Origin of the sequence: Kosakonia sp. WA-90 (assembly GCF_039871955.1) — a bacterium.
Classification (GTDB): Bacteria; Pseudomonadota; Gammaproteobacteria; order Enterobacterales; family Enterobacteriaceae; genus Kosakonia; species Kosakonia oryzendophytica.
The window spans coordinates 180,824-203,547 of the sequence record NZ_JBDPLJ010000001.1; the positions used below are offsets into that span (position 1 = coordinate 180,824).

Consider the following 22,724-nt stretch of genomic DNA (forward strand, 5'->3'; position numbering starts at 1 on the left):
GGTTAAGCCACCTGCCGGGTCGACCACCAACAGAGCAACGACCCGGCGCACACCATCACCGCGCCTTGCCAGAATGAGAAGGAGAGCGGGGCGCTTAAAACAAACGCCGCCAGAGCCGAAGAGAACACTGGTGTAAAATACGACGCCGCCGCCAATACAGTCACGTTGCCGTGCAATATGCCAATATTCCATGACGCATAACCAAAACCGAGCGCGATACCGGTCATCACTAATTTCACCACCACCGGCAGTGTAAAGAGCATGGCGGGTTGCGGCGTGAGGGCAAATTTTACCCACAGGGTTGCTGCCGTCAGTAAAACAAACAGCGTAATGCCATTCGCCCCTTTGGCGTATTTGGTGGTTACCGTACAGTAAATTGCCCAAATAAATGCCCCGGCGAAAGCCAGCGCGTAACTGAGCGGGTTGGAAATAATATTGCGTTGGATATCGGCAATATTCAGACCGTTATTACCGCCTAATACCCAGCACACACCCACTAATGCCAGTAATAAACCGGGGACAACCCACAGCGTGGATTTTTGCCCGTTAAATAATATCGCGCAGAGAATCGTCAGGCTCGGCCATAAATAATTCACCATCCCCACTTCTATCGCCTGCTGGCGCGTATTCGCATACCCCAGCGAGAGTGCCAGGCACAACTCATAGCTGACAAATAGAACGCTACCGGCAATAAGATAATGGTGGGGAATAGCGCGCAGGCGGGGAAAACCCACCGTAAAGATTAACAACAAGCCACTGATGCTGTAGATCATGGCCGCGCCGCCCACCGGGCCGAGTCCTTCGCTGACTGCCCGAATAAACCCGACCATCGTGCTCCATAATAATACCGCCAGTAAACCAATTAGCGTTGCGCGTTTTTTCGTCATCGCTGCACTTATATTGTCCGTAACAAAACCTCACCTTATAACACAGTTACTTGTTGCCGGGCGAATGACGTAATCCTTAAGGATAAGAAAAACCCCACAGCGGCGACTATTAGGTATCAGCCCCCGGCGGTTATTGATTTATCGCAATTACCACACCGTGTGGAATGTTTAGTTTCCCGCCCGAAGTCGAAAACCAATAATGAGGAAAGCAATGGACGTCAGCCGCAGACAATTTTTCCGCATCTGCGCGGGCGGTATGGCAGGAACCACAGTTGCCGCATTGGGGTTTGCCCCGAAAATGGCGCTGGCTCAAACGCGAAATTATAAATTGCTTCGCGCAAAAGAGACCCGAAATTCCTGCACATACTGCTCCGTGGGTTGTGGGCTCGTCATGTATAGCCTGGGAGATGGCGCAAAAAACGCCAAAGAGACCATTTACCACATTGAAGGGGATGCCGATCATCCGGTCAGCCGGGGCGCATTGTGCCCGAAAGGCGCTGGCTTGCTGGATTACGTACACAGCGAAAACCGCCTGCGTTACCCGGAATACCGCGCACCCGGCTCGAATAAATGGCAGCGCATCTCCTGGGATGACGCCTTCAGCCGTATTGCCCGTCTGATGAAAGACGATCGCGATGCGCATTTTATGGAAACCAACGCCACAGGGGTGACAGTCAATCGCTGGCTCTCTACGGGTATGCTTTGCGCATCAGCGGCAAGCAATGAAACCGGTATGCTGACACAAAAATTTGTGCGCGCCCTCGGCATGCTGGCGGTAGATAACCAGGCGCGTGTCTGACACGGACCAACGGTAGCAAGTCTTGCTCCAACATTTGGTCGCGGTGCGATGACCAACCACTGGGTTGATATCAAAAATGCCAACGTGGTGATGGTGATGGGCGGTAACGCCGCTGAAGCCCACCCGGTCGGTTTCCGCTGGGCAATGGAAGCCAAAAATAACAATGATGCCACGCTAATTGTGGTCGATCCGCGCTTTACGCGTACTGCATCGGTGGCTGATATTTACGCGCCAATCCGCTCCGGGACGGATATCACCTTCCTCTCCGGTGTGCTGCGCTACCTGATCGAACATAACAAGATTAACGCCGAATACGTCAAACATTACACCAACGCCAGCCTGCTGGTACGGGATGACTTTGCCTTTGAAGAGGGTTTATTCAGCGGTTACGACGCGCAGAAACGCCAGTATGACAAGTCATCATGGAACTATCAGTTTGATGAAAACGGCTACGCCAAACGCGATGACACCCTCAGCCACCCGCGCTGTGTGTGGAACCTGCTGAAACACCATGTCTCACGCTATACCCCGGAAACCGTCGAGAACATTTGCGGCACGCCGCAAGCGGACTTCCTGAAAGTGTGTAACGTGCTGGCCTCAACCAGCGCAGCCGATCGCACCACCACCTTCCTCTATGCCTTAGGCTGGACGCAACACACCGTTGGCGCGCAGAACATCCGCACCATGGCGATGATCCAGTTACTGCTGGGCAATATGGGCATGGCTGGCGGCGGGGTGAATGCATTGCGCGGGCACTCGAATATTCAGGGGTTAACGGACCTCGGTCTGCTGTCGACCAGCCTGCCAGGTTACCTGACGCTGCCGTCGGAAAAACAGACGGATTTGCAGCAATACCTGAGCGCGAATACGCCGAAAGCGATGCTGCCGGATCAGGTGAACTACTGGAGCAACTACCCGAAATTCTTTGTCAGTCTGATGAAGTCGTTCTACGGCGATGCCGCGCAGAAAGAGAATAACTGGGGCTTCGACTGGTTGCCGAAGTGGGATCAGTCTTACGACGTCATCAAGTATTTCCACATGATGGCGAAGGGGGAAGTCACTGGCTACATCTGCCAGGGCTTTAACCCGGTAGCCTCGTTCCCGGACAAAAACAACGTCGTCAGCACCCTGAGCAAGCTCAAATATATGGTGGTGATCGACCCGCTGGTGACGGAAACCTCCACCTTCTGGCAGAACCACGGTGAGATGAACGATGTCGATCCGGCGATGATTGCCACGGAAGTGTTCCGTTTGCCGTCGACCTGTTTTGCCGAAGAGGATGGCTCTATTGCTAACTCCGGACGCTGGTTGCAGTGGCACTGGAAAGGTCAGGATGCGCCGGGAGAAGCATTGAATGACGGTGAAATTCTGGCCGGGATTTTCCACCGCCTGCGTGATATGTACCGTATGGAAGGCGGAAAAGGTGCGGAACCGCTGCTGAAAATGTCATGGAACTACAGCCAGCCCCACAATCCACACTCGGAAGAGGTGGCGAAAGAGAACAACGGCTATGCGCTGGCGGATCTGTACGATCCCAACGGTCAGTTGCTGGCGAAAAAAGGGCAACTGCTGAACAGTTTCGCACTGCTGCGCGATGATGGCACTACGTCTTCGTCCTGCTGGATCTACAGCGGTAGCTGGACTGAACAGGGCAATCAGATGGCGAATCGCGATAACGCCGATCCGTCGGGGCTGGGCAATACGCTGGGCTGGGCGTGGGCATGGCCAATGAACCGCCGTGTGCTGTACAACCGCGCCTCCGCCGATCCGCAAGGGAAACCCTGGGATGCGAAACGGATGTTGATCCAGTGGAACGGCACGAAATGGCACGGTAACGATATTCCGGACTTTTCTACCGCGCCGCCAGGCAGCAATACCGGGCCGTTTATCATGCAGCAGGAAGGGTTGGGCCGCCTGTTTGCGCTTGATAAGCTGGCGGAAGGGCCCTTCCCGGAACACTACGAACCGGTCGAAACCCCGATTGGCACGAACCCGTTACACCCGAATGTGGTCTCCAGCCCGGTAGTTCGGTTGTACGCGGAAGATGCGAAACGAATGGGGAAAAAAGATCGCTTCCCGTATGTCGGCACCACCTATCGCCTGACCGAACACTTCCATACCTGGACCAAACATGCGCGTCTGAACGCCATCGCCCAACCGCAGCAGTTCGTTGAAATCAGCGAAACGTTGGCAGCGGCAAAAGGCATTGCTAATGGCGATCGGGTAACGGTGAGCAGCCAGCGTGGGTTTATCCGCGCGGTGGCAGTCGTCACGCGGCGTCTGCGTACGTTGCAGGTTCACGGTCAGCCTGTGGAAACTATCGGCATCCCGCTGCACTGGGGCTTTGAAGGCGTGGCGCAGAAGGGGTATATCGCCAACACCCTGACGCCAAACGTCGGTGATGCGAACTCGCAAACACCGGAATATAAGGCGTTTTTAGTGAATATCGAGAAGGCGTAAGGGGCGAGTATGACAATGGAAACTCAGGACATTATCAAACGCTCCGCAACCAACCCGGTGACGCCGCCCCCACGGGCGCGCGATCACAAAGCGGAAATCGCCAAGCTGATCGACGTCTCCACCTGCGTAGGCTGCAAAGCCTGCCAGGTGGCCTGCTCGGAGTGGAACGATATCCGCGATGAGGTGGGGCACTGCGTCGGGGTTTACGATAACCCCGCCGATCTCAGCGCCAAATCCTGGACGGTGATGCGTTTTAGCGAAACCGAACAGAATGGCAAGCTGGAGTGGTTAATCCGCAAAGACGGTTGTATGCACTGTGCGGATCCCGGCTGCCTGAAGGCATGCCCGTCCGCCGGGGCGATCATTCAGTACGCGAATGGCATTGTCGACTTCCAGCAGGAGAACTGCATCGGTTGCGGTTATTGCATCGCTGGCTGTCCGTTTAATGTCCCGCGCCTCAATAAAGAGGATAACCGGGTCTATAAATGCACGCTGTGCGTCGATCGCGTCAGTGTGGGTCAGGAGCCAGCCTGTGTGAAAACCTGCCCGACAGGTGCCATTCATTTTGGCACCAAAGAGGAGATGCTGGAGTTGGGGCAACAGCGGGTTGAGAAGCTGAAAGCGCGGGGTTACGACAACGCAGGGCTGTATAACCCGCAGGGGGTCGGCGGTACGCATGTGATGTATGTGCTGCATCATGCCGATCAGCCTCAGCTTTATCACAATCTGCCGAAAGATCCGCATATCGATACGGCGGTCGGGCTGTGGAAAGGGGTGTTAAAACCGCTCTCTGCCGCCGGCTTTATCGCCACCTTCGCCGGGCTGATTTATCACTACGTCGGCATCGGGCCGAACAAAGAAGTGGATGACGACGAGGAGTCCCCCCATGAGTAAGTCGAAAATGATTGTGCGCACAAAGTTTATTGACCGCGCCTGTCACTGGACGGTGGTTATCTGCTTTTTCCTTGTCGCCTTGTCCGGGATTTCGTTCTTCTTCCCGACGCTGCAATGGCTGACAGAAACGTTCGGTACACCGCAGATGGGACGTATTCTGCACCCGTTCTTTGGTGTGGTGGTGTTCATGGCGCTGATGTGTATGTTTGTGCGTTTTGTTCATCACAACATCCCGGACAAGCAGGATCTGCCGTGGCTGAAAAACATCGTCGAGGTGTTAAAAGGCAATGAGCACAAAGTGGCGAAAGTCGGGAAATACAACGCCGGGCAGAAGATGATGTTCTGGACCATCATGAGCATGATGACCGTGCTGCTGGTCACGGGCGTCATCATCTGGCGACCTTACTTTGCGCACTATTTTCCCATTCAGGTGATCCGCTACAGTCTGCTGCTGCACGCCACCTCGGCCATTATTTTAATCCATGCCATCCTGATCCATATGTATATGGCGTTCTGGGTGAAAGGCTCCATTAAAGGCATGGTGGAAGGTAAGGTCAGCCGCCGTTGGGCGCAAAAACATCATCCGCGCTGGTACCGTGAGGTCGAGCGAATGGAAGCCAAAAAAGAGAGCACGGAAGGCATTAACTAACTGAAAAACTGCGCCAGCACCTCGTCTGGCGCAGACGGCTTAGAGAAGGGGTTTATTAAGCAACGTTAAGCGATATACATGCGTTTGCCGCTCAAAAAAACCAAATTTATGGTACAGCGCGTGGGCCTCTTCACGCTCAGAACGAGAGGTCAGTTCGATATAGCGCGCAGCATAAATGCAGGCAAAGGAGAGGGCGGAGCGCAGCAACGCCGTCGCGATGCCACGGCGTCGGAATTCGCTGCCGACAATCACATCTTCGATCATGCATTTCTTGCCAGAGAGCAGTGTCGCACAGACTAAGGTCAACATACCGGCGGGAACGCCATCATCCCAGGCCACAAACAGATGCACCGAGTCAGACGCAAACACGCGTTGAAAGTCTTCCACGCTTAGCGTTGGTGCGTGGGGGGAAAGCTCTGCCAGCAGCCGGGTTAAATCGGTTGCCAGCGTATCGGTAATGGATGACAGTCGTTCAACGCGAAGCGTATGCATGGCTTTCCTGCTCCAGGAAGAGGGAACTCTTTGAGCATAGCCTGGTTTATGCCGGCGCGGCAGTCTGCCGTTACGTTTATTACCGTTCGCACGCCATTCGATATCCGACAGATCAAAAGCGACCGAATCCATGGATTAATGTGCCAGCCGGGACATTTCAACTGGTCTGCCCGGAGCGGATGGTCAATAATGCGAGTCGCAATCTTTTAACAAGTGGTCCGTAGTATGAAAAAAACGGTTTTTTCGTTGGCACTTGCGACCTTTGGTTTAGGCATGGCGGAGTTCGGCATCATGGGCGTCCTCACCGAACTTGCCAGGGATGTCGGTATCTCTATTCCTTCTGCCGGGTACTTAATCTCCGGTTACGCCGTGGGCGTGGTCATTGGCGCGCCGATTATGGCGCTGTTCTCCAGCCGCTTTTCGCTCAAAAAGGTGATGCTGTTTCTGGTCGCGTTGTGCGTCCTTGGTAATGCTATTTTCACCTTTTCCAACTCCTACACGATGTTACTGATTGGCCGGTTAATCTCCGGGTTTCCCCACGGTGCGATTTTTGGCGTCGGCGCGATAATCCTCTCCAAAATTGCGCCGCCGGGCAAAGTGACCATGGCGGTGGCGGGGATGATCGCGGGCATGACCGTCGCCAACCTGGTGGGGATCCCGCTGGGTACCTGGTTGGGGCATGAATTTAGCTGGCGTTACACATTTATGCTGATTGTGTTATTCGATGCAGCAGTGATTGTTTCGGTGATTTTCTGGGTGCCGGACCTGCACGATACTGCGCCAACCCACCTGCGTGAGCAGTTTCATTTTTTGCGAAAAACGGAACCGTGGCTGATTTTTGCCGCCACCATGCTCGGTAATGCCGGGGTGTTTGCCTGGTTCAGCTACGTCAAACCGTTTATGGTGACTATCGCTGGCTTTTCCCCCACCGCAGTGACGTTGATCATGATGCTGATGGGGCTGGGTATGGTGCTGGGCAATATGTTCAGCGGCAGACTATCGGTAAGATTCAGCCCGCTGCGCATTGCGGTTGTGACCGAACTGATTGTGGTGCTGGCAATGCTGGCGCTGTTTGTGCTGGGTGAACATAAGCAGGCGTCGCTGGCAATGGGGTTTGTATGCTGCGCCGGGTTGTTTGCCGTTTCCGCGCCGCTGCAAATTATGCTGCTGCAAAATGCGAAGGGCGGTGAAATGCTCGGCGCAGCAGGCGGGCAGATGGCGTTCAACCTCGGCAATGCCCTCGGCGCCTGGTTCGGCGGGCTGATCATTGCGTTTGGCTTTACCTACAGCTACCTCACACTCCCTGCTGCGCTGTTGTCACTGGCCGCAATGGCGGCCTTGATGATGTACGGGCGTCGTAAAGCCGCGCGCCAGTTGGAACCGGTGGCAGAGTAAACCCGCGTCTTCTCCGGCCTGCAACGCGGGTGATGAAAACCCTTGCAGGCCGGGTCTCGCTGACCCCCATTATGGCAAATAGGGTTCTCCGAGCGTCAGCATCAGGCGGTTAGCCCAGGCAAAAAACGCCGCCGACTGGATCAGATCCAGCTGTTGCAAGGTATCCAGCCCCTGCGCATCCAGTGTCGCCAGATGGGCCGCCGTTAACGCCGGCGGTGTCACCGATAACGCCGCAGCACTCTCAATTTCAGCACCCCAGCGCGCCGATTGCCCCTCGCTTAACGTTTTCCCCGGCGGTACGGCCAGCAACGCTTCTACGGCATTGTCATCCTTCGACAATTGGCTGGTTTTACGCGCATGGACAGAAGCACAATAGATACAACCGTTAATCTTGCTGGCGACCGTCGCGGCCAGTTCACGCTCTGCACGCGGCAGACCACCTGGGGTGTAAAAAATGCCTTTATCCGTTAACGTGCGCTGTTCCAGCACCGGTAAGTTACGCCCTAACAAGCGAAAATAGTCCGAATCGGTATGACCGAACTTTGCCAGAATTGCCTGTTCGTCCGGCGTAAATTCCGCCAGCGGTTTCGCTGCAATCCACGGCTCCCAGCCAAGCTCTTGCTGGGTAAAAGCCACCGGTGCGACTTTGCCACTCTGGGTACGCGGTGCGGTATGCCATACACCTGCGGCTACCGTGCTCTCGCTGGCAGCAACCGGTTTTCCATTCAGCAACCGTAACCCCACCAACAACCGGCTCTGAAAACTGACAAACGCGATCAGTTGCGCCAGCGTGACGATGCTCTGTTTATTCCAGCCAGCGCTCGCCAGCGATTTCAGTGCATCCGGTGTGGCTTTTACCGGAGAGAAGGTGAGCAAGCGGGCAAAATCCAGCGCCGGGGAAAGTCGGGGGGATGTGGGGTCGGCCAGACCAAAACTGGCGTAATGCGCCGCCAGATCGTTGGCGTTGTGCCATTTCGCCACTTTCGCCGCCACAATAAAGCGCTCATCGGCCGGGAAGTCGGCGTTTTCCGCACTAAACAGGGCATCGTAGCTACCCTGTGCGTGAAGCGTCGCGGCATCACGGGTATCGCGGGCGCTGGCCAGTGTGGAACCGGGGGCGATCTCCGCCAGTTCAGCCAGAATATCCTGACGTAAAGCCATCGTGACTCCTTATAAAATATGTGGGGCGACATGCCCGGCAATCAGTTCGATAGAGCGTAATGTGTCCTGATGCGACGGTTCCACAGAGTGAACCTGGAAGGAGATATCGGTTGCGCGCGCCAGAATGCTGTCGTTTTTCAGGGAGGCAACCACCGTTGACGGATCGCCGATATGCGCATCGAACTGGCGAATATAATCCGTGACACTGTCACCAATAACCTCATAACCCGCCGCACGGTGCTGCTGCGCCTGGCGGGTTAACCCCGGTGTTGCTACCTGCAGCGCATATTCCGTGCTGTCGGCAACAAATGCAGTGCGCGAGGCGAGAATGCGCGGCGCAACACCTGCCGGAAGGGCGTCAAGGTAGGCATCAACCATCGGGTTTTGCAGCGCATCCAGTGTCAGTGAAAGAGCGTCTGCCGGTCGCGGCTGCGTGCGGGAGAGCATTAATCCGTGCCCCGCCTGTCCGGCGCGGATTGCCCCCTCAACGGAAAATGTGGCGATCCATACACGCTCCGCCAGTTGCGGTGCCGGTGGGTAAAGATGATTATCGGGATGGGTCAGTAAATCACCGCGCCAGGCACTCTGGATCAGATGCAGATATTCAGCAAACACGCTTGCTCGCTGGTCAATCGTCAGGCCAAACGGCAGAAACGAGGTCGGCGTACCGCCGGAGCCAAAACCGACTTCCAGTCGCCCGCCGGCCAGCAAATCCAGTACGGCCGCATCTTCCGCCACGCGCAACGGGTTTTCCAGCGGCAGGGTGATGATCGCCGTACCTAAACGGATGCTCTGCGTATGCGCAGCGACATGCGCCAGAAATACCAACGGTGAAGGCAAACCGCCTTCATGCTCATGAAAGTGGTGCTGCGCAATCCACGCACTGTCAAACCCCTGGCGCTCAGCATGGCGGATCTGCTCTGTCGCCAGTCGGTAGCGCTCCTTAGGCGGCGCATCATCCAGTAAACGGGTAAAAAATCCCAGGCGTTTTCGCGTCATGCGAACTCCTCCGTGGCAGGTGAAAAATGGGGAATGGCATTAATCAATTCCCGGGTGTAGTTGTCCTGAGGCGCGGCGAAGAGACTTTCTACCGTTCCGTGTTCGACAACACGGCCATTGCGTAGCACTGTCACGCTGTGCCCAATGCGGCGAACCGTCGCCAGGTCATGTGTAATAAACAGATAGGTCAGCCCGAGTTGCTGCTGTAATTGCTGGAGCAGGGCAAGGATCTGTGCCTGTACGGTCACATCAAGCGCCGAGGTGGCTTCATCCAGCACCAGAATGCCTGGTTCGAGGATGAGGGCGCGGGCAATCGCAACGCGCTGCCGCTGTCCACCTGAGAGTTCATGAGCATAGCGACTTAACAGTTCCGGCGACAACGCAACGCGCCGGGCCACGGTTTCCACCCGGCGTTTACGCTCAGCCTTATCGACAGGCTCGAAATTCTTCAGCGGCTCTTCAATGATGTCGAACAGCGTCTGGCGCGGATCCAGCGACGCAAACGGGTTCTGATAAACAAACTGAATTTTGCGGCGTAACTGGCGGCGGGCCTCCTGGCTCAGGTGCGTGGCATCAATGCCATCAATCATCACGCTACCGCTGTCGGCCTGTTCAAATCCCAGCAGAATACGCGCCAGTGTGGTTTTGCCGGATCCAGACTCACCCACCAGCGCATGCGTACTGCCGCGACGGACATCGAAACTGACGCAGTCGAGCGCCTGCAACGCGTGGCCTTTACCCAGTGAAAACTGCTTACTGATCTCCCGCACACGAATAGCCGCCAACGCCAGTGGCTGACCGGATACTGGCGCAATTGTCAGCGCATGGCCCTGAAGATCGCTCAGTAACTGGCGGGTATACGCCTGTTGCGGCGCGCGAATAATATCCGCCGTTGCGCCTTGCTCCTGAATTTCTCCGTGCCTGAAGACCAGTAAACGGTCGGCTCGCTCAGCCGCCAGTGCCAAATCGTGCGTCACAAACAGCACCGCCGTACCGGACTCGCGCCGCAGCCTGTCCAGCAGATCGAGGATCCTTTTTTGCACCGTGACATCGAGTGCGCTGGTGGGTTCATCGGCAATGATCAAGTCCGGTTGCAGCGCAATCGCGATAGCAATTAACACCCGTTGTTTCATGCCGCCGGAGAGTTGATGCGGAAACTGTTTCATCCGCTGTTCCGGGTGGCTCAACCCCACTTTAGTGAGCAATGCCAGCACCTGTTCATCACGTTCACGGGCGCTGATTTTGCTGTGCAGCGTGAGGATTTCTCCCACCTGTGCGCCGATGGTTTTAACCGGGTTAAGCGAATTGCCCGGATCCTGCGGAACAAGGCTGATGCGAGCACCGCGCAGACTATCCAGTCGCCTGGCTGACCACTGGCTTATCGCCTCACCATTAAGCAGGATCGTTCCACTGTCGCGACGGGCATTGTCGGCCAGCAGCCCCATAATCGCCTGCGCGGTAGTGGTTTTTCCTGAGCCGGATTCCCCGACAAACGCCAGCATTTCGCCGCGCTTGAGCGTAAAACTGACGTGATGAACCACCTCTCGCCATTCACGCCCGGTACGGTAACTGAGCGTCAAATCTTCTACGGTAAGCACCGTCATGGACGACCTCCGCTAAGCTGGCGGCTGATGCGGTTCGCCGCCAGCACGACCAAAATAACCACGACGCCGGGGAACGTGGTCAGCCACCAGGCTGTGGATAAATAGTTACGCCCTTCGGCAATCAGCAATCCCCATTCCGGGGTGGGCGGCGGCGTGCCGTAGCCGAGGAAACTGAGGGTGGAGAGGGCGAGGATCGCCTGGCCGAATTGCAGCGTGGCAAAGGCCAGTACTGCGGTCAGCGAGTTCGGTAAAATATGCCGCCACAGCACAGCCAGGAATGTACCGCCACTGCCTCTGGCGGCTTCAACGTAATCGGTATGGCGAATACGCACCACTTCCCCACGCGCCAGACGGGCAAAACTGGCAACCGACGCCACCCCAACCGCAATCGCAGCATTCACCGTGCCGAACCCCAGGAGAATGATCACCGTAAGTGACAACAACAGCGACGGAATAGAGAGCAGCACATCCACCAGGCGCATCAGTAGCGACTCGGTGCGCCCACCAACAGCCCCCGCCATGACGCCCAGCAAGGTGCCGGCCAACAATCCCATTGCCACGGCGGCCAACGCAGCAGAAAGGGAGTGCGACGCACCAAAAATAATCCGGGTATAGAGATCGCGCCCAAGTTGATCGGTGCCCAGCCAGTGGTTGGCCTGGGGTGCCAGCCGTTGTGCACCGGCAATCCCTTCAACGGGACTGTAATGCGTGAGCAGCCCCGGAAAAAACGCCGCCGTCACCGCCAGCACTATTATTAGCCAGGCCAGCCATAAGCCGGGCTGCCAGCGAAATACAGGAAATACCTCTACCCGCTTACGGGCGGCAGCTGCGTAGTCAACCAGACTCATAAGGCACCTCCGGTCACCGTTTTCAGCCGTGGGTCAAACCACGGCATAAGGAGATCAACAAGCAGGTTAATCAGCACAAACCCAAGCGCAGAGATCATCACCACGGCCTGTAAAACTGCGATATCCTGGTTATTCACCGCCTGCTGGGTCAGTTGCCCCAGCCCGCCGCGACCAAATACCGTTTCGGTGATCAACGCGCCCGCAATTAACTCACCCAACAGTAAACCGGCAACGTTCAGCACCGGCAGTAACGCGTTACCGGTCACATGCCGCCACAGTACGCCGGTTTCGCTTAAACCTTTCGCCCGCGCCACTGCCACAAACGGCTGCGCGGCAACCTGGTCGAGGCTGCGCATCAGGATCTGCGCCAGCGGTGCGGAGATCGGAATAGCGACCGTGATAATCGGCAGAATCACCCCTTGCAGCGGCGACGGGTTGATAACCGGAACCCACCGCAACTGGAAGGAGAACACCTGAATCAGCGCGATACCGAGCCAGAAGGTTGGCAGCGAGATAAACAGTACTGGCAACGCCTGAATCCCGTTGCTTATGCCACGCAGGAACGGCAGTCGCGAGGCAAATGCCAGGGCAAAGGCCAGCACCACGGCAAGCGCAAATGCGGGAAGGGCGAGGCTCAGTGTTTCGGGCAGATTACTGCGAATCAGTTCGCTCACTGCTACGCCAGCCTGGACCGAATAGCCAAAATCGCCGCGCAACATCGCGAACAGTGTGTGCACATATTGCTGCCACAGCGGGCTATCCGCGCCATAGGCAAGGCGCATCTCCTCGATTTGCGCCGGGCTGAGCCCCAGATCCGGATTTTGAAATTTAATCAGTACCGCGTCGCCCGGCAGCACCTGAAGCAGTACGAAGGAGAGCGTAAAAGCTGCCCACAGTACCAGTAGCCCAAGCCCTGCACGACGCAACAGATAGTGGCTCATCGCTCGCCCCCTTAGTGTTTCGCAATCCACGCGCCGTAAAACGATGGACGCCCCACGGCTTCAAAGTTGACGTTTTTCACCCAGGGCGCGCCAGCAAAGACCTGCGGCTCTTCGAAAATAGGGATCACATAGGCATTTTCCAGCAGATAGCGCTGCGCATCGCCAGTCAGTTGCAGACGTTTTTGTGGGTCAACTTCGGCGGAAATATTCACCAGCAAGGCGTTGAGTTTGTCGTCGCGAAAGCTTTTTACCTTGTCGCTGGATCCGCCCTGTTGCAGCAGCGCGTCGCGGTTGGCGGGGTAGAACATACTTTTCACCACATCCGGATCGGCACGGCCGACTTCCGAAACGGTAAGCGGCGTTTTCAGCGGGTCAAGGTTATCGAGCGTGCGGCTGCCTGCATCACCGGCTTTGACCGTCAGCGCCACGCCGACCTGACGCCATTGCTGCGCCACCAGTTGCAGTACCTCTTTGTTTTGTGGCTGCGGCAGTGACTCATAAATGGTCAACGCCAGCGGTTGACCCTCTTTGGTGCGGATCCCGTTCGCTGCAGTTTTCCAGCCTGCGTCATCAAGTAACTGCCGGGCTTTGACCGGGTCAAATTTCAGTGCATCGCTAAGGTTGACGTAACCCGCAGCAGTGTGGGCAATAACCGAAGTGGCTTGCGGGTAATTGGCAGAGAAGAGGGTGTCGACGACCTGTTTCGCATTTGTCGCATGGAGTAAGGCCTGGCGCACGCGTAGATCGGCAACCAGCGGATTATCCGGGCGGAAACTGATGCTGTCGTTGACGCCACGGGTTGGTGGCGCATAGATGGCAAAGCCTTGTTCCGTGGCCTGTTTTTCATCATAGGCCTGTACCTGACGAATAAAACCGGCCTGTCCCGCCAGCAACGCGCCAATGCGCACGCTGTCTTCCGGCGTAACGATGAATTTAATACCATCCAGATTGGCCGGGCCTTGCTGGGCACTGTTTTTTGGTCCCCACTGATACGCTTTACGCGCCTGTAGCGTCACTTCACGCCCCAGTTTCTCGTCCGTCACCACAAACGGCCCGGAGCCGATAATATGTCGCGCATCACCCAGCTCATCGAAGTTGCGCTGCAACGTGCTGAGAGAAACCAGCCCTGACCCGATTGTCGCAGTGCCTTGCAGGAACCCCGGCGACGGTTTTTTAAAGTAGAATTTCACCGTCTGCGCATCAATCACTTCACTGTGATCGTAATTATTAATGACTTCCGATACCGGCAAGCGCTGCGCTTTGTTGCCGAGTCCGTAAGTGTCGAAGTTCTTCGCCACAGCAGCCGCATCAAGCGGAGTGCCATCTGAAAAGGTGACACCAGGGCGAATTTTAAAGGTGTATTCCGTTTTGTCGGCGTTGGTGGTCCAGCTTTCAGCAATCCACGGTTCCACCTGCAACGTTTGCGGGTTCTGCCAGGTCAGCTTGTCAGTGATCTGGTTGAGGATGCCGCCGTTAGGGTAAAACCCGCCTGCCGGGGGATACAAATTGGTGTGCGCTTGCTGTTCAAGGTAAATCAGGGTACCGCCTTTAACCGGCGTTTCCGCCGCAAAGGCCTGAACCGAACTGACGGTAATCAGCGCCGTCAGCAGCGGTAAACGAAAAGCGATGTGCATGGTGAATTCCTTTGTTATCTATTGTCTTAGCCTCGAAAGCATCTTCCGGTGTGGCTGATAACAAGGGAACAAAGGAATTGAGATAAGCATTTCAGAAAAGAGCAAAACGCGCGGCAGGCCTGTATATCAGGCCTGAGAACGCGTCAACGCAGCCAGGGCGTGACCGTCAGTCCGACCAGCAGACCTTCAGGGCCAAGCAACCGCGTCACGCTTTGCCCCCACGGCTCCAGGCGGTTTGCCACCAGTAACTGATACCCTTTTTTCATCAGTATATCGGTAGCCGAAGTCAGATCGTCGACTTCGAACTCAATCCAGCCTTGCGGAACCGGATGTGTATCCGGCCATACCGAAGTACCGAAACAGGAGGCTGCCGCCTGGTCCAGTGGCCACAGAGCAAAGTGCTTTGCCCCCGTCAGCGCATCGTGCTCGGCGACCAGGTAGTCGCTGTTGCCTTCCATCGGTTTCAATGGCAAGCCAAGGGTTTGCTGATAAAAGTCCTGACTGTCGCTCACGCGTTGGGGGATGGGGCCGAACCCGGCGATAAACAGCACGTCAAGCCCGGGAATAGACGTTGTCATAAAGCACCTCCATTGGGTAAAAAAGGGGGCGCAGGCCCCACTCCTGGATACAATATCCGGTAATTCATCGCGTAAAGCAATCACCCGGTCGCGTCTGAAAAGAGTGCATTCCAGCCTGTTTTTCGGGCGAATCATCAACGCGTCGCTGTCATGCTGCTGTCATCATTTGTCGCCAAATTGTTGCTTTCTCTCAACAAAAGAGTGATTAACAATGCATCTGGTGAAAAATATCCTCGCAGCCAGCCTTTTTCTCTCCGCGTATGCACAGGCTGACAATATTCTTGCGTTCCCGCAGCCGCAAAATACCCCGGACGAGTTTTACGCGGTGACCGAAATCCCGGCGGGCAGCATGATCAAATATGAAACCGACGCGAAAACCGGTTTTATCGTCGTTGACCGTTTTCAGTCCATGCCGGTGGCTTACCCGGCGAACTACGGTTCGCTCACGCAGTCACTGGCAGGTGATGGCGATCCGCTGGATGTGATTTTTTACACCCGTGCGCCACTGGCCCCCGGTACGCTGATTAAACTGCGTCCCATCGGCGTGCTGAAAATGGTGGATGGCGGCGAGACCGACGACAAAATCGTGGCGGTTCCGGCCAGTAAAATCGACCCGACTTATGACGATATTAAAACCGTTACCGACCTGCCCAAAATTGAGCAGGATCGACTGGAAGCCTTCTTCCGCGTCTATAAACAGTTGCCTGACGGTCGCAAAAAAGTGGAGCTGAGTGGCTTTAACGACGCCGCCACGGCAAAGCAGGAGATCAAAGGGGCATGGGATGCCTGGAAGGCGAAAAACCCGCAAAAATAAACGACCCAGAGATGGCCCGCACGGGGCCATCCTGTCGCCAGTTTACTGGCGTACATACATCGGGTAGGTGAAGAGCAATAAATGGCAGATATTCAGCGCGAAATGAAACAGTACTGCCACCCAGAGACGCCCGCTCCACATCCAGGCAAGACCGTAAATTACCCCGGCCAGGCTGGCAAAAATCACCAGCAACATACCGCCTGCGACATGTACGCTACCAAAGATAAGCGCCTGTATCACCAGCGCAACAACCGGGTGCATAAGCCCTGCTAACCGCTGTTGCAAATAGCCGCGAAACAGCGCTTCTTCCGCCAGAGAGACAAAGAACAGATTGGCCAGGGCGAATGGCAATAACCACTGGGGCCAGTGAGGTTCAATTTTTAACCCGCCCAACAGGACAGCCAGCAACAACAAGGCCGGAACGGAAAGAAGCAATACCAGCCATTGCCATAGCGGGCGGTGCGTTGGGATTTCACGGACGAATAGCGTTCTGGTACAGATCAGCAGAACAAACGGCGTTAACGCTTTATCAACATTAAAATAGAGCGTGAAGGGGGCGCTTTGCGGCCCCGCTTTAACCAAATCCAGTACCTTTGGATTGTGAAAACCGGGCATAAGATGGAGCGTCAGCGCAACGGCCAGCACCACCAGCAGACACTCAAGAGTCCGCTGTATCGCAGGGCGTTGCGGGAGAGTGAACCCCGTCATACTGATCGCCGCCAGCAGAATAATGATCCCGGCAGCCCAGAGTTCGATAACACCAAGCCAGCCCGCCCACACGGTGGCGGCAAGCAATAACCCAACGGCGATTTTTTTGTTAAATGACAGAGTCAATAAAGCAAGTGCAAGTAGTATCCACATACTCATCCCGGATGTGTTAATGAGAAAAACGCCTGGGGAGAATAAACCAGGCCGTGCAACGTTGTACGGCCTGGTTTAGATTACGTCAATTGCCTGTTAATACGTGTTATCTCCTCACGCCATTGCGCCTGTAGTTGCGGTTTCTGGTGTTTCGGTTTGCGGGCCAGATCCTCTGCCAGGCGCGTTTCCAGCTCAATAAGCCGTGCCAGCAGGGTATCCTGATCGTCCGCGACCTCCGTCACGGTGTGTTGCGACCGGGCAGTTGCATTGAGGGTGCCAGCGCTTTCCCGCAATCGCTCATACACGGCTTGCACATCATGCCACTCCTGCAACTCACCGTTTTCCACCAGCCAGAAACGGTTACAGCTTGCGCTGATCAACTGACGATCGTGGCTCACCAGCAGCACACCACCGCTGAACTGTTGCAGCGTGTGCGCCAGCGCTTCTTTACCGGCCATATCCAGATGGTTGGTGGGTTCATCCAGCAACAGCAGGTTAAACCGTGCCAGCGACAGGCCAACAAACAACAACCGCGAACGCTCACCGCCGCTCAGCGTCGCAACGCGCTGCCCATGACGCGCCCATGCAAAACCGGCGCTGATCAGCGCCATTTTGCGATCCTCCGGCGCAGGGGCGAAGGGTTCCAAAGCCTCAAACAGCGTGGCCTCATCCGGCAACTGGTGCAGCGTCTGATCGTAGTAACCGGCCTGCAAACGTGGGTGCAGGCGCAACGTCGCTGGATTTTGCTGGCGGTACGCCTGCCAGATTAACCGCAGCAGCGAGGATTTCCCGCAGCCATTACGCCCGACAATGGCGACCCGATCGCCGCTCTTCAGACGGGCGAGGGGAACGTGAAACAACGCCGGTAAACCCACCGCGGGCGCAACCGGCAACTGTTCCATTTCCAGCAGACGATCCGCCGGTAACGCCTCACCATGCAGCGCAAGCGTCCACCGGCTTCCGGCGGTCAGTTCCGTCTGACTCTCTTTCAGGCGTTCAACCTGTTTTTCCATCTGTTTGGCTTTGCGCGACAGGTCTTCATTGTCATAAACCCGCCCCCATGTCGCCAGCCGTTTGGCGCTGGCGGTAACGCGATCGATCTCCTTTTGCTCCGCTTTATGCCGCAGTGCGTCACTCTCATCCCGATCCTCCAGCGCAAGACGCGCCGCACTACAGGGTAATGCGAAGCAATGCAGCGTATGGTCACGCAGGATCCAGGTGCCGTTGGTCACTGCATCCAGCAGAGAAGCATCGTGTGAGACCATGACAAAACTGCCGGACCAGTTTTGTAAAAACTGCTCCAGCCATAGCAACGTAGGCAGATCAAGGTGGTTACCGGGCTCGTCCAGCAGGAGAAGATCCGGTTCGCGGATTAACGCCCGCGCCAACAACAAGCGGGTATGCTGACCACCGCTCAGCGTCGCCGCTGTCAGGGCAATCTCCTGCGGGCTCAGTCCCATACTGGCCAGTAACGCTTCGCCTCGCCAGCGCTGGCTCTCCCGTTCCGTTTCAGAGATCTGAGCCAGTACCGCCTCCAACAGCGTGACAGGCAGTAACTCAGCGGGGAGATGTTGTTCCACGCGGGCTAACAGACAGTGGTGCGCCACCGTCACAGTACCGGAAAGGGGGGACAGCGAACCGTCCAGTACCTTCAACAGCGTGCTTTTACCGCAGCCATTGTCACCAATAAGGCCAAGGCGATCGCCTTTTTTCAGGGTAAAGGAGAGTTCGGAGAATAACGGACCGAAAGCCGTTTCAACACGGATTGATTGTGCAGATAGTAAAGTGCTCATTGCTTACTCAAGAGTTACAGGCATGTGTATGCCTCGTCAAACATCGCTGACGATAACCCGGTAAGCCCAAGGGAAGGGGATTGTGTCTTCGCTCAAGCAGAAGTTATCGCAGCACGATACCGATAACGCTTGAGCAGGTGCGATCACCAAGAGTATGTGAAACATAAAACAGTTCACAATACAGCATAATTAGCCTCCTTTTATATTCAGTAAGTTGATGGGTGAAAGGAGTGTAGCGGGGAAATAAATGATTTGCCAGCGTCGCCGGTACGTACCGCGTGCAAAAGCCGCCATCACAGCCATCCGCAGATGGCTGTGAAGAGGCAACTGGCGCTAAACGCACCGTCAAACCTGGGTCATTCCGCCATCCACACAGATCTCTGCCCCTGCAATGTAGCTGCTCTCATCGCTCGCCAGAAAGAGCGCTGCGTTGGCCACTTCATCGGGTTTGCCCATTCTGTGTAGCGGGATATTACGGGTTAACGCGTCGCGAACCTCATCAGTGACAGCCGCCATCATTTCGGTGTCAATTGGACCCGGCGCAACAACGTTAATGCGGATACCGCGGCTGGAGAGTTCACGTGTCCAGGTCCGGGCAAATGAACGCAGCGCCGCTTTACTGGCGCCGTAAACACCGTATCCCTCCGTGCCGATCGTATCGGCTATCGAACCGATAAGCACCACGCTCGCACCGGGCTGCAACAGCGGCAGCGCGGCCTGCAAGGCAAACACAGGCGAACGAACATTCAGACCAAATATCTGGTCAAAATGCGCTTCGCTGATTTCCCCGAGGGTGGCGTATTCCGACATTCCGGCATTAATCACCAGTACATCAATGCGACCCGCTTGCGCCTTAACCGTTGCCATAATGCGGGCCAGTTCGCTTTGTTGACTCACATCCGCGCGCATCGGCATGGAAACGCCTGACAGGGTGCGACTGGCTGCCTGGAGCTCCTCATCACGCCGTGAAGTAAACCAGGTTGTTGCCCCTTCACGGGTGAAACGCTGGCTGATTGCCAGGCCAATGCCTTTTGCACCGCCAAGCACCACAGCCACTTTATTGTCTAATCTGCCCATCTGTTCTCTCCGGTTTGAGTGGAAAACAGATGATATAAATTTTATACTTAATATCAATTACGCACTTTGTTTATATCTGATATCGCGGAGTATATCGCTATGGAGAAAATTGACTGTAACAGCCTGAACAATGTGGGAAAAACCCGCTGGGTACTGGAACACATCACCAATAAATGGTCGATTATGATCCTCACAGTACTCTGCACCGAACCTGCCCGCTTTAATGAAATCCGCCGTCGGCTGGATGGCATTACCCACAAAGCGCTGGCGGATGCGCTAAAACGGTTGGAGCGCAATGGACTGGTGCGCCGTGAAGTACTGCCGACTTCGCCGGTGGGCGTGGAGTACAGCATCACACCGCTGGCGCAGACGCTACAACAACCGTTTATGGCACTGAATGATTGGGCACTGGAGTACGGTCCGGCACTGGAGCGAGCGCAGGCGGCCTACGATCTTGTCCATGCCAATGAAGAAACAACAACGGATTAGGTGATCAGCGCGGGCACACCCGGAGCACAGCGACTCCGGGTGGAAAACAGGCGGTTAGATCGAGGTACGGCGATAGCTGCGGTACTTCGGCTCCCAGAAGTTATCATTAATGGCTTGTTCCAGCGCTTCGGCAGAGGTTTTCACCGCCAGGCCTTGTTGCTGTGCCATTTTGCCGACGGCAAACGCAATAGCGCGCGACACTTTCTGAATATCTTTCAGCTCCGGCAACACCAGCCCTTCGCCATTAAGCAGCAACGGCGAGTATTCTGCCAGCGTTTCACTTGCCGCCATCAGCATTTCATCGGTAATGCGTGACGCCCCTGCGGAGATCACCCCCAGACCAATGCCAGGGAAGATATAGGCGTTGTTGCACTGTGCAATTGGGTAGGTTTTCTCTTTCCACTGCACCGGCGCAAACGGGCTACCGGTTGCGACCAACGCCATACCGTCAGTCCAACTGATGATGTCCTGCGGCGTCGCTTCCACACGGGAGGTCGGGTTAGAGAGCGGCATAATAATCGGGCGCGGGCAGTGTTTGTGCATTTCACGGATGATCTCTTCCGTGAACAGCCCGGTCTGACCGGAAACGCCAATCAAAATGTCCGGTTTCACATTGCGCACCACATCCAGCAGGGAGATGGCTTCGCTCTGGGTTTCGCGATCCCAGTTTTGCAGATTTTCACGTTTCTGCACCAGCTTGCTCTGGAACGGCAGCAAGTTTGGCATTTCGTCGGTCAGCAGACCAAAGCGATCCACCATATAGACTTTCTGGCGTGCATCCGCTTCGCTCAGACCTTCGCGCTGGGTCTGCGCAATAATCTGCTCGGCAATCCCGCAGCCAGCGGAACCCGCGCCGAGGAAGACGATTTTCTGCTGGCTCAACTGGCTGCCCGCTGCGCGACTGGCGGCAATCAGTGTCCCGACAGTCACGGCTGCGGTTCCCTGAATATCATCGTTAAACGAGCAGATTTCGTTGCGGTAGCGATTCAACAGCGGCATGGCGTTTTTCTGCGCAAAATCTTCAAATTGCAGCAGCACATCCGGCCAGCGTTGTTTGACCGCCTGGATAAATTCATCGACAAACGCGTAGTACTCATCCCCCGTAATACGTGGGTGGCGCGAGCCCATATACAGCGGATCGTTAATCAGTTGCTGGTTGTTGGTACCAACGTCCAGCACCACCGGCAGGGTATACGCCGGGCTGATCCCGCCGCAGGAGGTATAAAGCGAGAGCTTACCGATTGGAATGCCCATTCCGCCAATCCCCTGGTCGCCCAGGCCAAGGATGCGCTCGCCGTCGGTGACAACAATCACTTTGATATTGTGGTTGGGGACGTTTTGCAGAATGTCGTCCATGTTGCCGCGATTCTGCCAGGAGATAAACACGCCGCGCGCGCGACGGTAAATGTCCGAAAAACGTTCACAAGCCCAACCGACCGTTGGGGTATAGATCACCGGCATCATCTCTTCGAGATGGTTATCCACCAGGCGATAGAAAAGGGTTTCGTTCGTGTCCTGGATGTTACGCAGGTAAATGTGCTTATCAATATCGGTTTTAAAACCCTGATATTGTAGCCAGGCACGTTCCGCCTGTTCTTCAATCGTTTCAACCACTTCGGGCAACAGACCCAGCAGGTTGAAGCTGCTGCGCTCTTCCATGCTGAAGGCGCTGCCTTTGTTCAGCAGGGGAAACTCCAGCAACACGGGGCCGGCATAGGGGATATACAACGATCGGTTTTTATTATGTTTGGCATTCATCTTACTGCTCCTTTATCAACGATCACTCCGCGTGGCATAGCGTAGCGGGTGGGTACTGCGGCGGGCGCAAGTATAAAGCATCAATACGGTAAATACTTCCTATTCGCGGCATTCGTTGATTGAATTTTTATCAAGCAGAAGAGAAAACAAAACGCCACTCCGAATGGAGTGGCGAGGGTGGAAAACATTAGCCAGCGCGGCGATGACGCCCGGAACGATGGACCACCACCGTTTCTTCGTGGTTGTCTTTGGTCACCACTTTGCGGGTATTAGACACTTTGTAATCCAGTCCCATGATATGACGTGCCTGACGGTTCGATTTCATGCTTACTCCTTAATCCAGTTCAATGTTTCAAGGACAAGCCCGGTAAACTGCGCCGGGCGAAATACAATCTCATCATTGCGCGGTATAAAAAACATACCGGACTGTCATCCTCGGACATCGTGACGCAAAGCGCAAGCGATTGACGACTTTTAAGAACAGTCTCTTATTATTCGTGGCGCAGGTCATAGAATTGAACAATAAACGAACTTGATCACTTGACTGATCAAGTGAACCAAACCTATTTTTGATGGGCATCTTCCATTTGC

Annotated in this window: 20 protein-coding genes; 6 read left to right on the top strand and 14 right to left on the bottom strand. The window is 55.6% G+C overall.

All coding sequences use genetic code 11. The features are described from left to right. Positions 1–2 precede the first annotated feature (2 nt). A complete protein-coding gene (gene yddG, locus ABGA49_RS00815; protein ID WP_347664974.1) occupies positions 3–887 on the bottom strand; it encodes an aromatic amino acid DMT transporter YddG in 885 nt (294 codons plus the stop codon). Positions 888–1,098: 211 nt separating this feature from the next. Here yddG and fdnG point away from each other — a divergent pair, with 211 nt between their 5' ends. Genes fdnG through fdnI form a run of 3 tightly spaced genes read left to right on the top strand, consistent with a single transcriptional unit; the run spans position 1,099 to position 5,689 of the window. Continuing rightward, positions 1,099–4,146, top strand: a complete 3,048-nt coding sequence (gene fdnG / locus ABGA49_RS00820; protein WP_347664975.1) for a formate dehydrogenase-N subunit alpha — start codon at positions 1,099–1,101, stop codon at positions 4,144–4,146. A 9-nt stretch (positions 4,147–4,155) separates the two neighbouring features. Continuing rightward, a complete protein-coding gene (fdxH, locus tag ABGA49_RS00825) occupies positions 4,156–5,040 on the top strand; it encodes a formate dehydrogenase subunit beta (RefSeq protein WP_061495907.1) in 885 nt (294 codons plus the stop codon). Beyond that, a complete protein-coding gene (gene fdnI / locus ABGA49_RS00830; protein ID WP_061495905.1) occupies positions 5,033–5,689 on the top strand; it encodes a formate dehydrogenase-N subunit gamma in 657 nt (218 codons plus the stop codon). Before fdxH ends, fdnI begins: the two co-directional genes overlap by 8 nt. Before the next feature lie 39 nt (positions 5,690–5,728). Here fdnI and ABGA49_RS00835 read toward each other — a convergent pair whose 3' ends face one another. After that, a complete protein-coding gene (locus tag ABGA49_RS00835) occupies positions 5,729–6,181 on the bottom strand; it encodes a GNAT family N-acetyltransferase (protein ID WP_061495904.1) in 453 nt (150 codons plus the stop codon). Positions 6,182–6,406: 225 nt separating this feature from the next. On the opposite strand from ABGA49_RS00835, the gene araJ reads away from it, so the two are divergent. Then, on the top strand, positions 6,407–7,576 hold the full coding sequence (araJ, locus tag ABGA49_RS00840; protein ID WP_347664976.1) for an MFS transporter AraJ: 1,170 nt from the start codon (positions 6,407–6,409) through the stop codon (positions 7,574–7,576). Positions 7,577–7,645: 69 nt separating this feature from the next. Here araJ and ABGA49_RS00845 read toward each other — a convergent pair whose 3' ends face one another. The 7 genes from ABGA49_RS00845 to ABGA49_RS00875 all read right to left on the bottom strand — a co-directional run bounded on the left by ABGA49_RS00845 (position 7,646) and on the right by ABGA49_RS00875 (position 15,341). Continuing rightward, positions 7,646–8,737 (bottom strand): alkylhydroperoxidase domain protein, encoded by a 1,092-nt coding sequence (locus tag ABGA49_RS00845; protein WP_347664977.1) that lies wholly within the window; start codon positions 8,735–8,737, stop codon positions 7,646–7,648. Between the two features lie 9 nt (positions 8,738–8,746). Next, the gene (locus tag ABGA49_RS00850) at positions 8,747–9,736 is read right to left on the bottom strand and encodes a putative FMN-dependent luciferase-like monooxygenase (RefSeq protein ID WP_134318176.1); all 990 of its coding nucleotides are present in this window, start codon (positions 9,734–9,736) and stop codon (positions 8,747–8,749) included. Next, complete coding sequence (locus ABGA49_RS00855) at positions 9,733–11,340, bottom strand: ABC transporter ATP-binding protein (RefSeq protein ID WP_134318177.1); 1,608 nt, start codon at positions 11,338–11,340, stop codon at positions 9,733–9,735. Before ABGA49_RS00855 ends, ABGA49_RS00850 begins: the two co-directional genes overlap by 4 nt. Continuing rightward, positions 11,337–12,188, bottom strand: a complete 852-nt coding sequence (locus tag ABGA49_RS00860; protein WP_347664978.1) for an ABC transporter permease — start codon at positions 12,186–12,188, stop codon at positions 11,337–11,339. The genes ABGA49_RS00855 and ABGA49_RS00860 overlap by 4 nt, the downstream gene beginning before the upstream one ends. Next, entirely contained in the window at positions 12,185–13,129 is a 945-nt protein-coding gene (locus ABGA49_RS00865; RefSeq protein WP_061495892.1) for an ABC transporter permease, read from the bottom strand. The genes ABGA49_RS00860 and ABGA49_RS00865 overlap by 4 nt, the downstream gene beginning before the upstream one ends. A gap of 11 nt (positions 13,130–13,140) precedes the next feature. Continuing rightward, a complete protein-coding gene (locus tag ABGA49_RS00870; protein WP_088237557.1) occupies positions 13,141–14,763 on the bottom strand; it encodes a TIGR04028 family ABC transporter substrate-binding protein in 1,623 nt (540 codons plus the stop codon). A gap of 143 nt (positions 14,764–14,906) precedes the next feature. Then, positions 14,907–15,341 (bottom strand): VOC family protein, encoded by a 435-nt coding sequence (locus ABGA49_RS00875; protein WP_347664979.1) that lies wholly within the window; start codon positions 15,339–15,341, stop codon positions 14,907–14,909. 211 nt (positions 15,342–15,552) lie between these two features. Between ABGA49_RS00875 and ABGA49_RS00880 the strand changes: the two genes are divergently transcribed. Beyond that, entirely contained in the window at positions 15,553–16,155 is a 603-nt protein-coding gene (locus ABGA49_RS00880; RefSeq protein ID WP_347664980.1) for an inorganic diphosphatase, read from the top strand. A gap of 42 nt (positions 16,156–16,197) precedes the next feature. On the opposite strand, the gene ABGA49_RS00885 is transcribed toward ABGA49_RS00880, so the two are convergent. The 3 genes from ABGA49_RS00885 to ABGA49_RS00895 all read right to left on the bottom strand — a co-directional run bounded on the left by ABGA49_RS00885 (position 16,198) and on the right by ABGA49_RS00895 (position 19,886). Beyond that, entirely contained in the window at positions 16,198–17,016 is an 819-nt protein-coding gene (locus ABGA49_RS00885; protein ID WP_088237556.1) for a CPBP family intramembrane glutamic endopeptidase, read from the bottom strand. Between the two features lie 80 nt (positions 17,017–17,096). Continuing rightward, positions 17,097–18,809, bottom strand: coding sequence for an ABC-F family ATP-binding cassette domain-containing protein (locus tag ABGA49_RS00890; RefSeq protein WP_347664981.1), 1,713 nt, complete (start codon positions 18,807–18,809; stop codon positions 17,097–17,099). A 345-nt stretch (positions 18,810–19,154) separates the two neighbouring features. After that, positions 19,155–19,886, bottom strand: coding sequence for an SDR family oxidoreductase (locus tag ABGA49_RS00895; RefSeq protein WP_347664982.1), 732 nt, complete (start codon positions 19,884–19,886; stop codon positions 19,155–19,157). Positions 19,887–19,985: 99 nt separating this feature from the next. Here ABGA49_RS00895 and ABGA49_RS00900 point away from each other — a divergent pair, with 99 nt between their 5' ends. Then, the gene (locus ABGA49_RS00900) at positions 19,986–20,375 is read left to right on the top strand and encodes a helix-turn-helix domain-containing protein (RefSeq protein WP_061495878.1); all 390 of its coding nucleotides are present in this window, start codon (positions 19,986–19,988) and stop codon (positions 20,373–20,375) included. A 54-nt stretch (positions 20,376–20,429) separates the two neighbouring features. On the opposite strand, the gene ABGA49_RS00905 is transcribed toward ABGA49_RS00900, so the two are convergent. Together ABGA49_RS00905 and sra are read right to left on the bottom strand one after the other, a co-directional pair. After that, on the bottom strand, positions 20,430–22,133 hold the full coding sequence (locus tag ABGA49_RS00905) for an NAD-dependent malic enzyme (protein ID WP_061495876.1): 1,704 nt from the start codon (positions 22,131–22,133) through the stop codon (positions 20,430–20,432). A gap of 187 nt (positions 22,134–22,320) precedes the next feature. After that, positions 22,321–22,458: a stationary-phase-induced ribosome-associated protein gene (gene sra / locus ABGA49_RS00910; RefSeq protein WP_061495875.1), complete on the bottom strand. Its 138-nt coding sequence runs from the start codon at positions 22,456–22,458 to the stop codon at positions 22,321–22,323. Between the last annotated feature and the right edge of the window lie 266 nt (positions 22,459–22,724).

Excerpts from the sequence above, each read along its gene's own strand:
- yddG (WP_347664974.1), bottom strand. The coding sequence starts at position 887 with ATGACGAAAAAACGCGCAACGCTAATTGGTTTACTGGCGGTATTATTA.
- fdxH (WP_061495907.1), top strand. The coding sequence starts at position 4,156 with ATGACAATGGAAACTCAGGACATTATCAAACGCTCCGCAACCAACCCG.
- fdnI (WP_061495905.1), top strand. The coding sequence starts at position 5,033 with ATGAGTAAGTCGAAAATGATTGTGCGCACAAAGTTTATTGACCGCGCC.
- ABGA49_RS00835 (WP_061495904.1), bottom strand. The coding sequence starts at position 6,181 with ATGCATACGCTTCGCGTTGAACGACTGTCATCCATTACCGATACGCTG.
- araJ (WP_347664976.1), top strand. The coding sequence starts at position 6,407 with ATGAAAAAAACGGTTTTTTCGTTGGCACTTGCGACCTTTGGTTTAGGC.
- ABGA49_RS00845 (WP_347664977.1), bottom strand. The coding sequence starts at position 8,737 with ATGGCTTTACGTCAGGATATTCTGGCTGAACTGGCGGAGATCGCCCCC.
- ABGA49_RS00850 (WP_134318176.1), bottom strand. The coding sequence starts at position 9,736 with ATGACGCGAAAACGCCTGGGATTTTTTACCCGTTTACTGGATGATGCG.
- ABGA49_RS00855 (WP_134318177.1), bottom strand. The coding sequence starts at position 11,340 with ATGACGGTGCTTACCGTAGAAGATTTGACGCTCAGTTACCGTACCGGG.
- ABGA49_RS00860 (WP_347664978.1), bottom strand. The coding sequence starts at position 12,188 with ATGAGTCTGGTTGACTACGCAGCTGCCGCCCGTAAGCGGGTAGAGGTA.
- ABGA49_RS00865 (WP_061495892.1), bottom strand. The coding sequence starts at position 13,129 with ATGAGCCACTATCTGTTGCGTCGTGCAGGGCTTGGGCTACTGGTACTG.
- ABGA49_RS00870 (WP_088237557.1), bottom strand. The coding sequence starts at position 14,763 with ATGCACATCGCTTTTCGTTTACCGCTGCTGACGGCGCTGATTACCGTC.
- ABGA49_RS00875 (WP_347664979.1), bottom strand. The coding sequence starts at position 15,341 with ATGACAACGTCTATTCCCGGGCTTGACGTGCTGTTTATCGCCGGGTTC.
- ABGA49_RS00880 (WP_347664980.1), top strand. The coding sequence starts at position 15,553 with ATGCATCTGGTGAAAAATATCCTCGCAGCCAGCCTTTTTCTCTCCGCG.
- ABGA49_RS00885 (WP_088237556.1), bottom strand. The coding sequence starts at position 17,016 with ATGTGGATACTACTTGCACTTGCTTTATTGACTCTGTCATTTAACAAA.
- ABGA49_RS00890 (WP_347664981.1), bottom strand. The coding sequence starts at position 18,809 with ATGAGCACTTTACTATCTGCACAATCAATCCGTGTTGAAACGGCTTTC.
- ABGA49_RS00895 (WP_347664982.1), bottom strand. The coding sequence starts at position 19,886 with ATGGGCAGATTAGACAATAAAGTGGCTGTGGTGCTTGGCGGTGCAAAA.
- ABGA49_RS00900 (WP_061495878.1), top strand. The coding sequence starts at position 19,986 with ATGGAGAAAATTGACTGTAACAGCCTGAACAATGTGGGAAAAACCCGC.
- ABGA49_RS00905 (WP_061495876.1), bottom strand. The coding sequence starts at position 22,133 with ATGAATGCCAAACATAATAAAAACCGATCGTTGTATATCCCCTATGCC.
- sra (WP_061495875.1), bottom strand. The coding sequence starts at position 22,458 with ATGAAATCGAACCGTCAGGCACGTCATATCATGGGACTGGATTACAAA.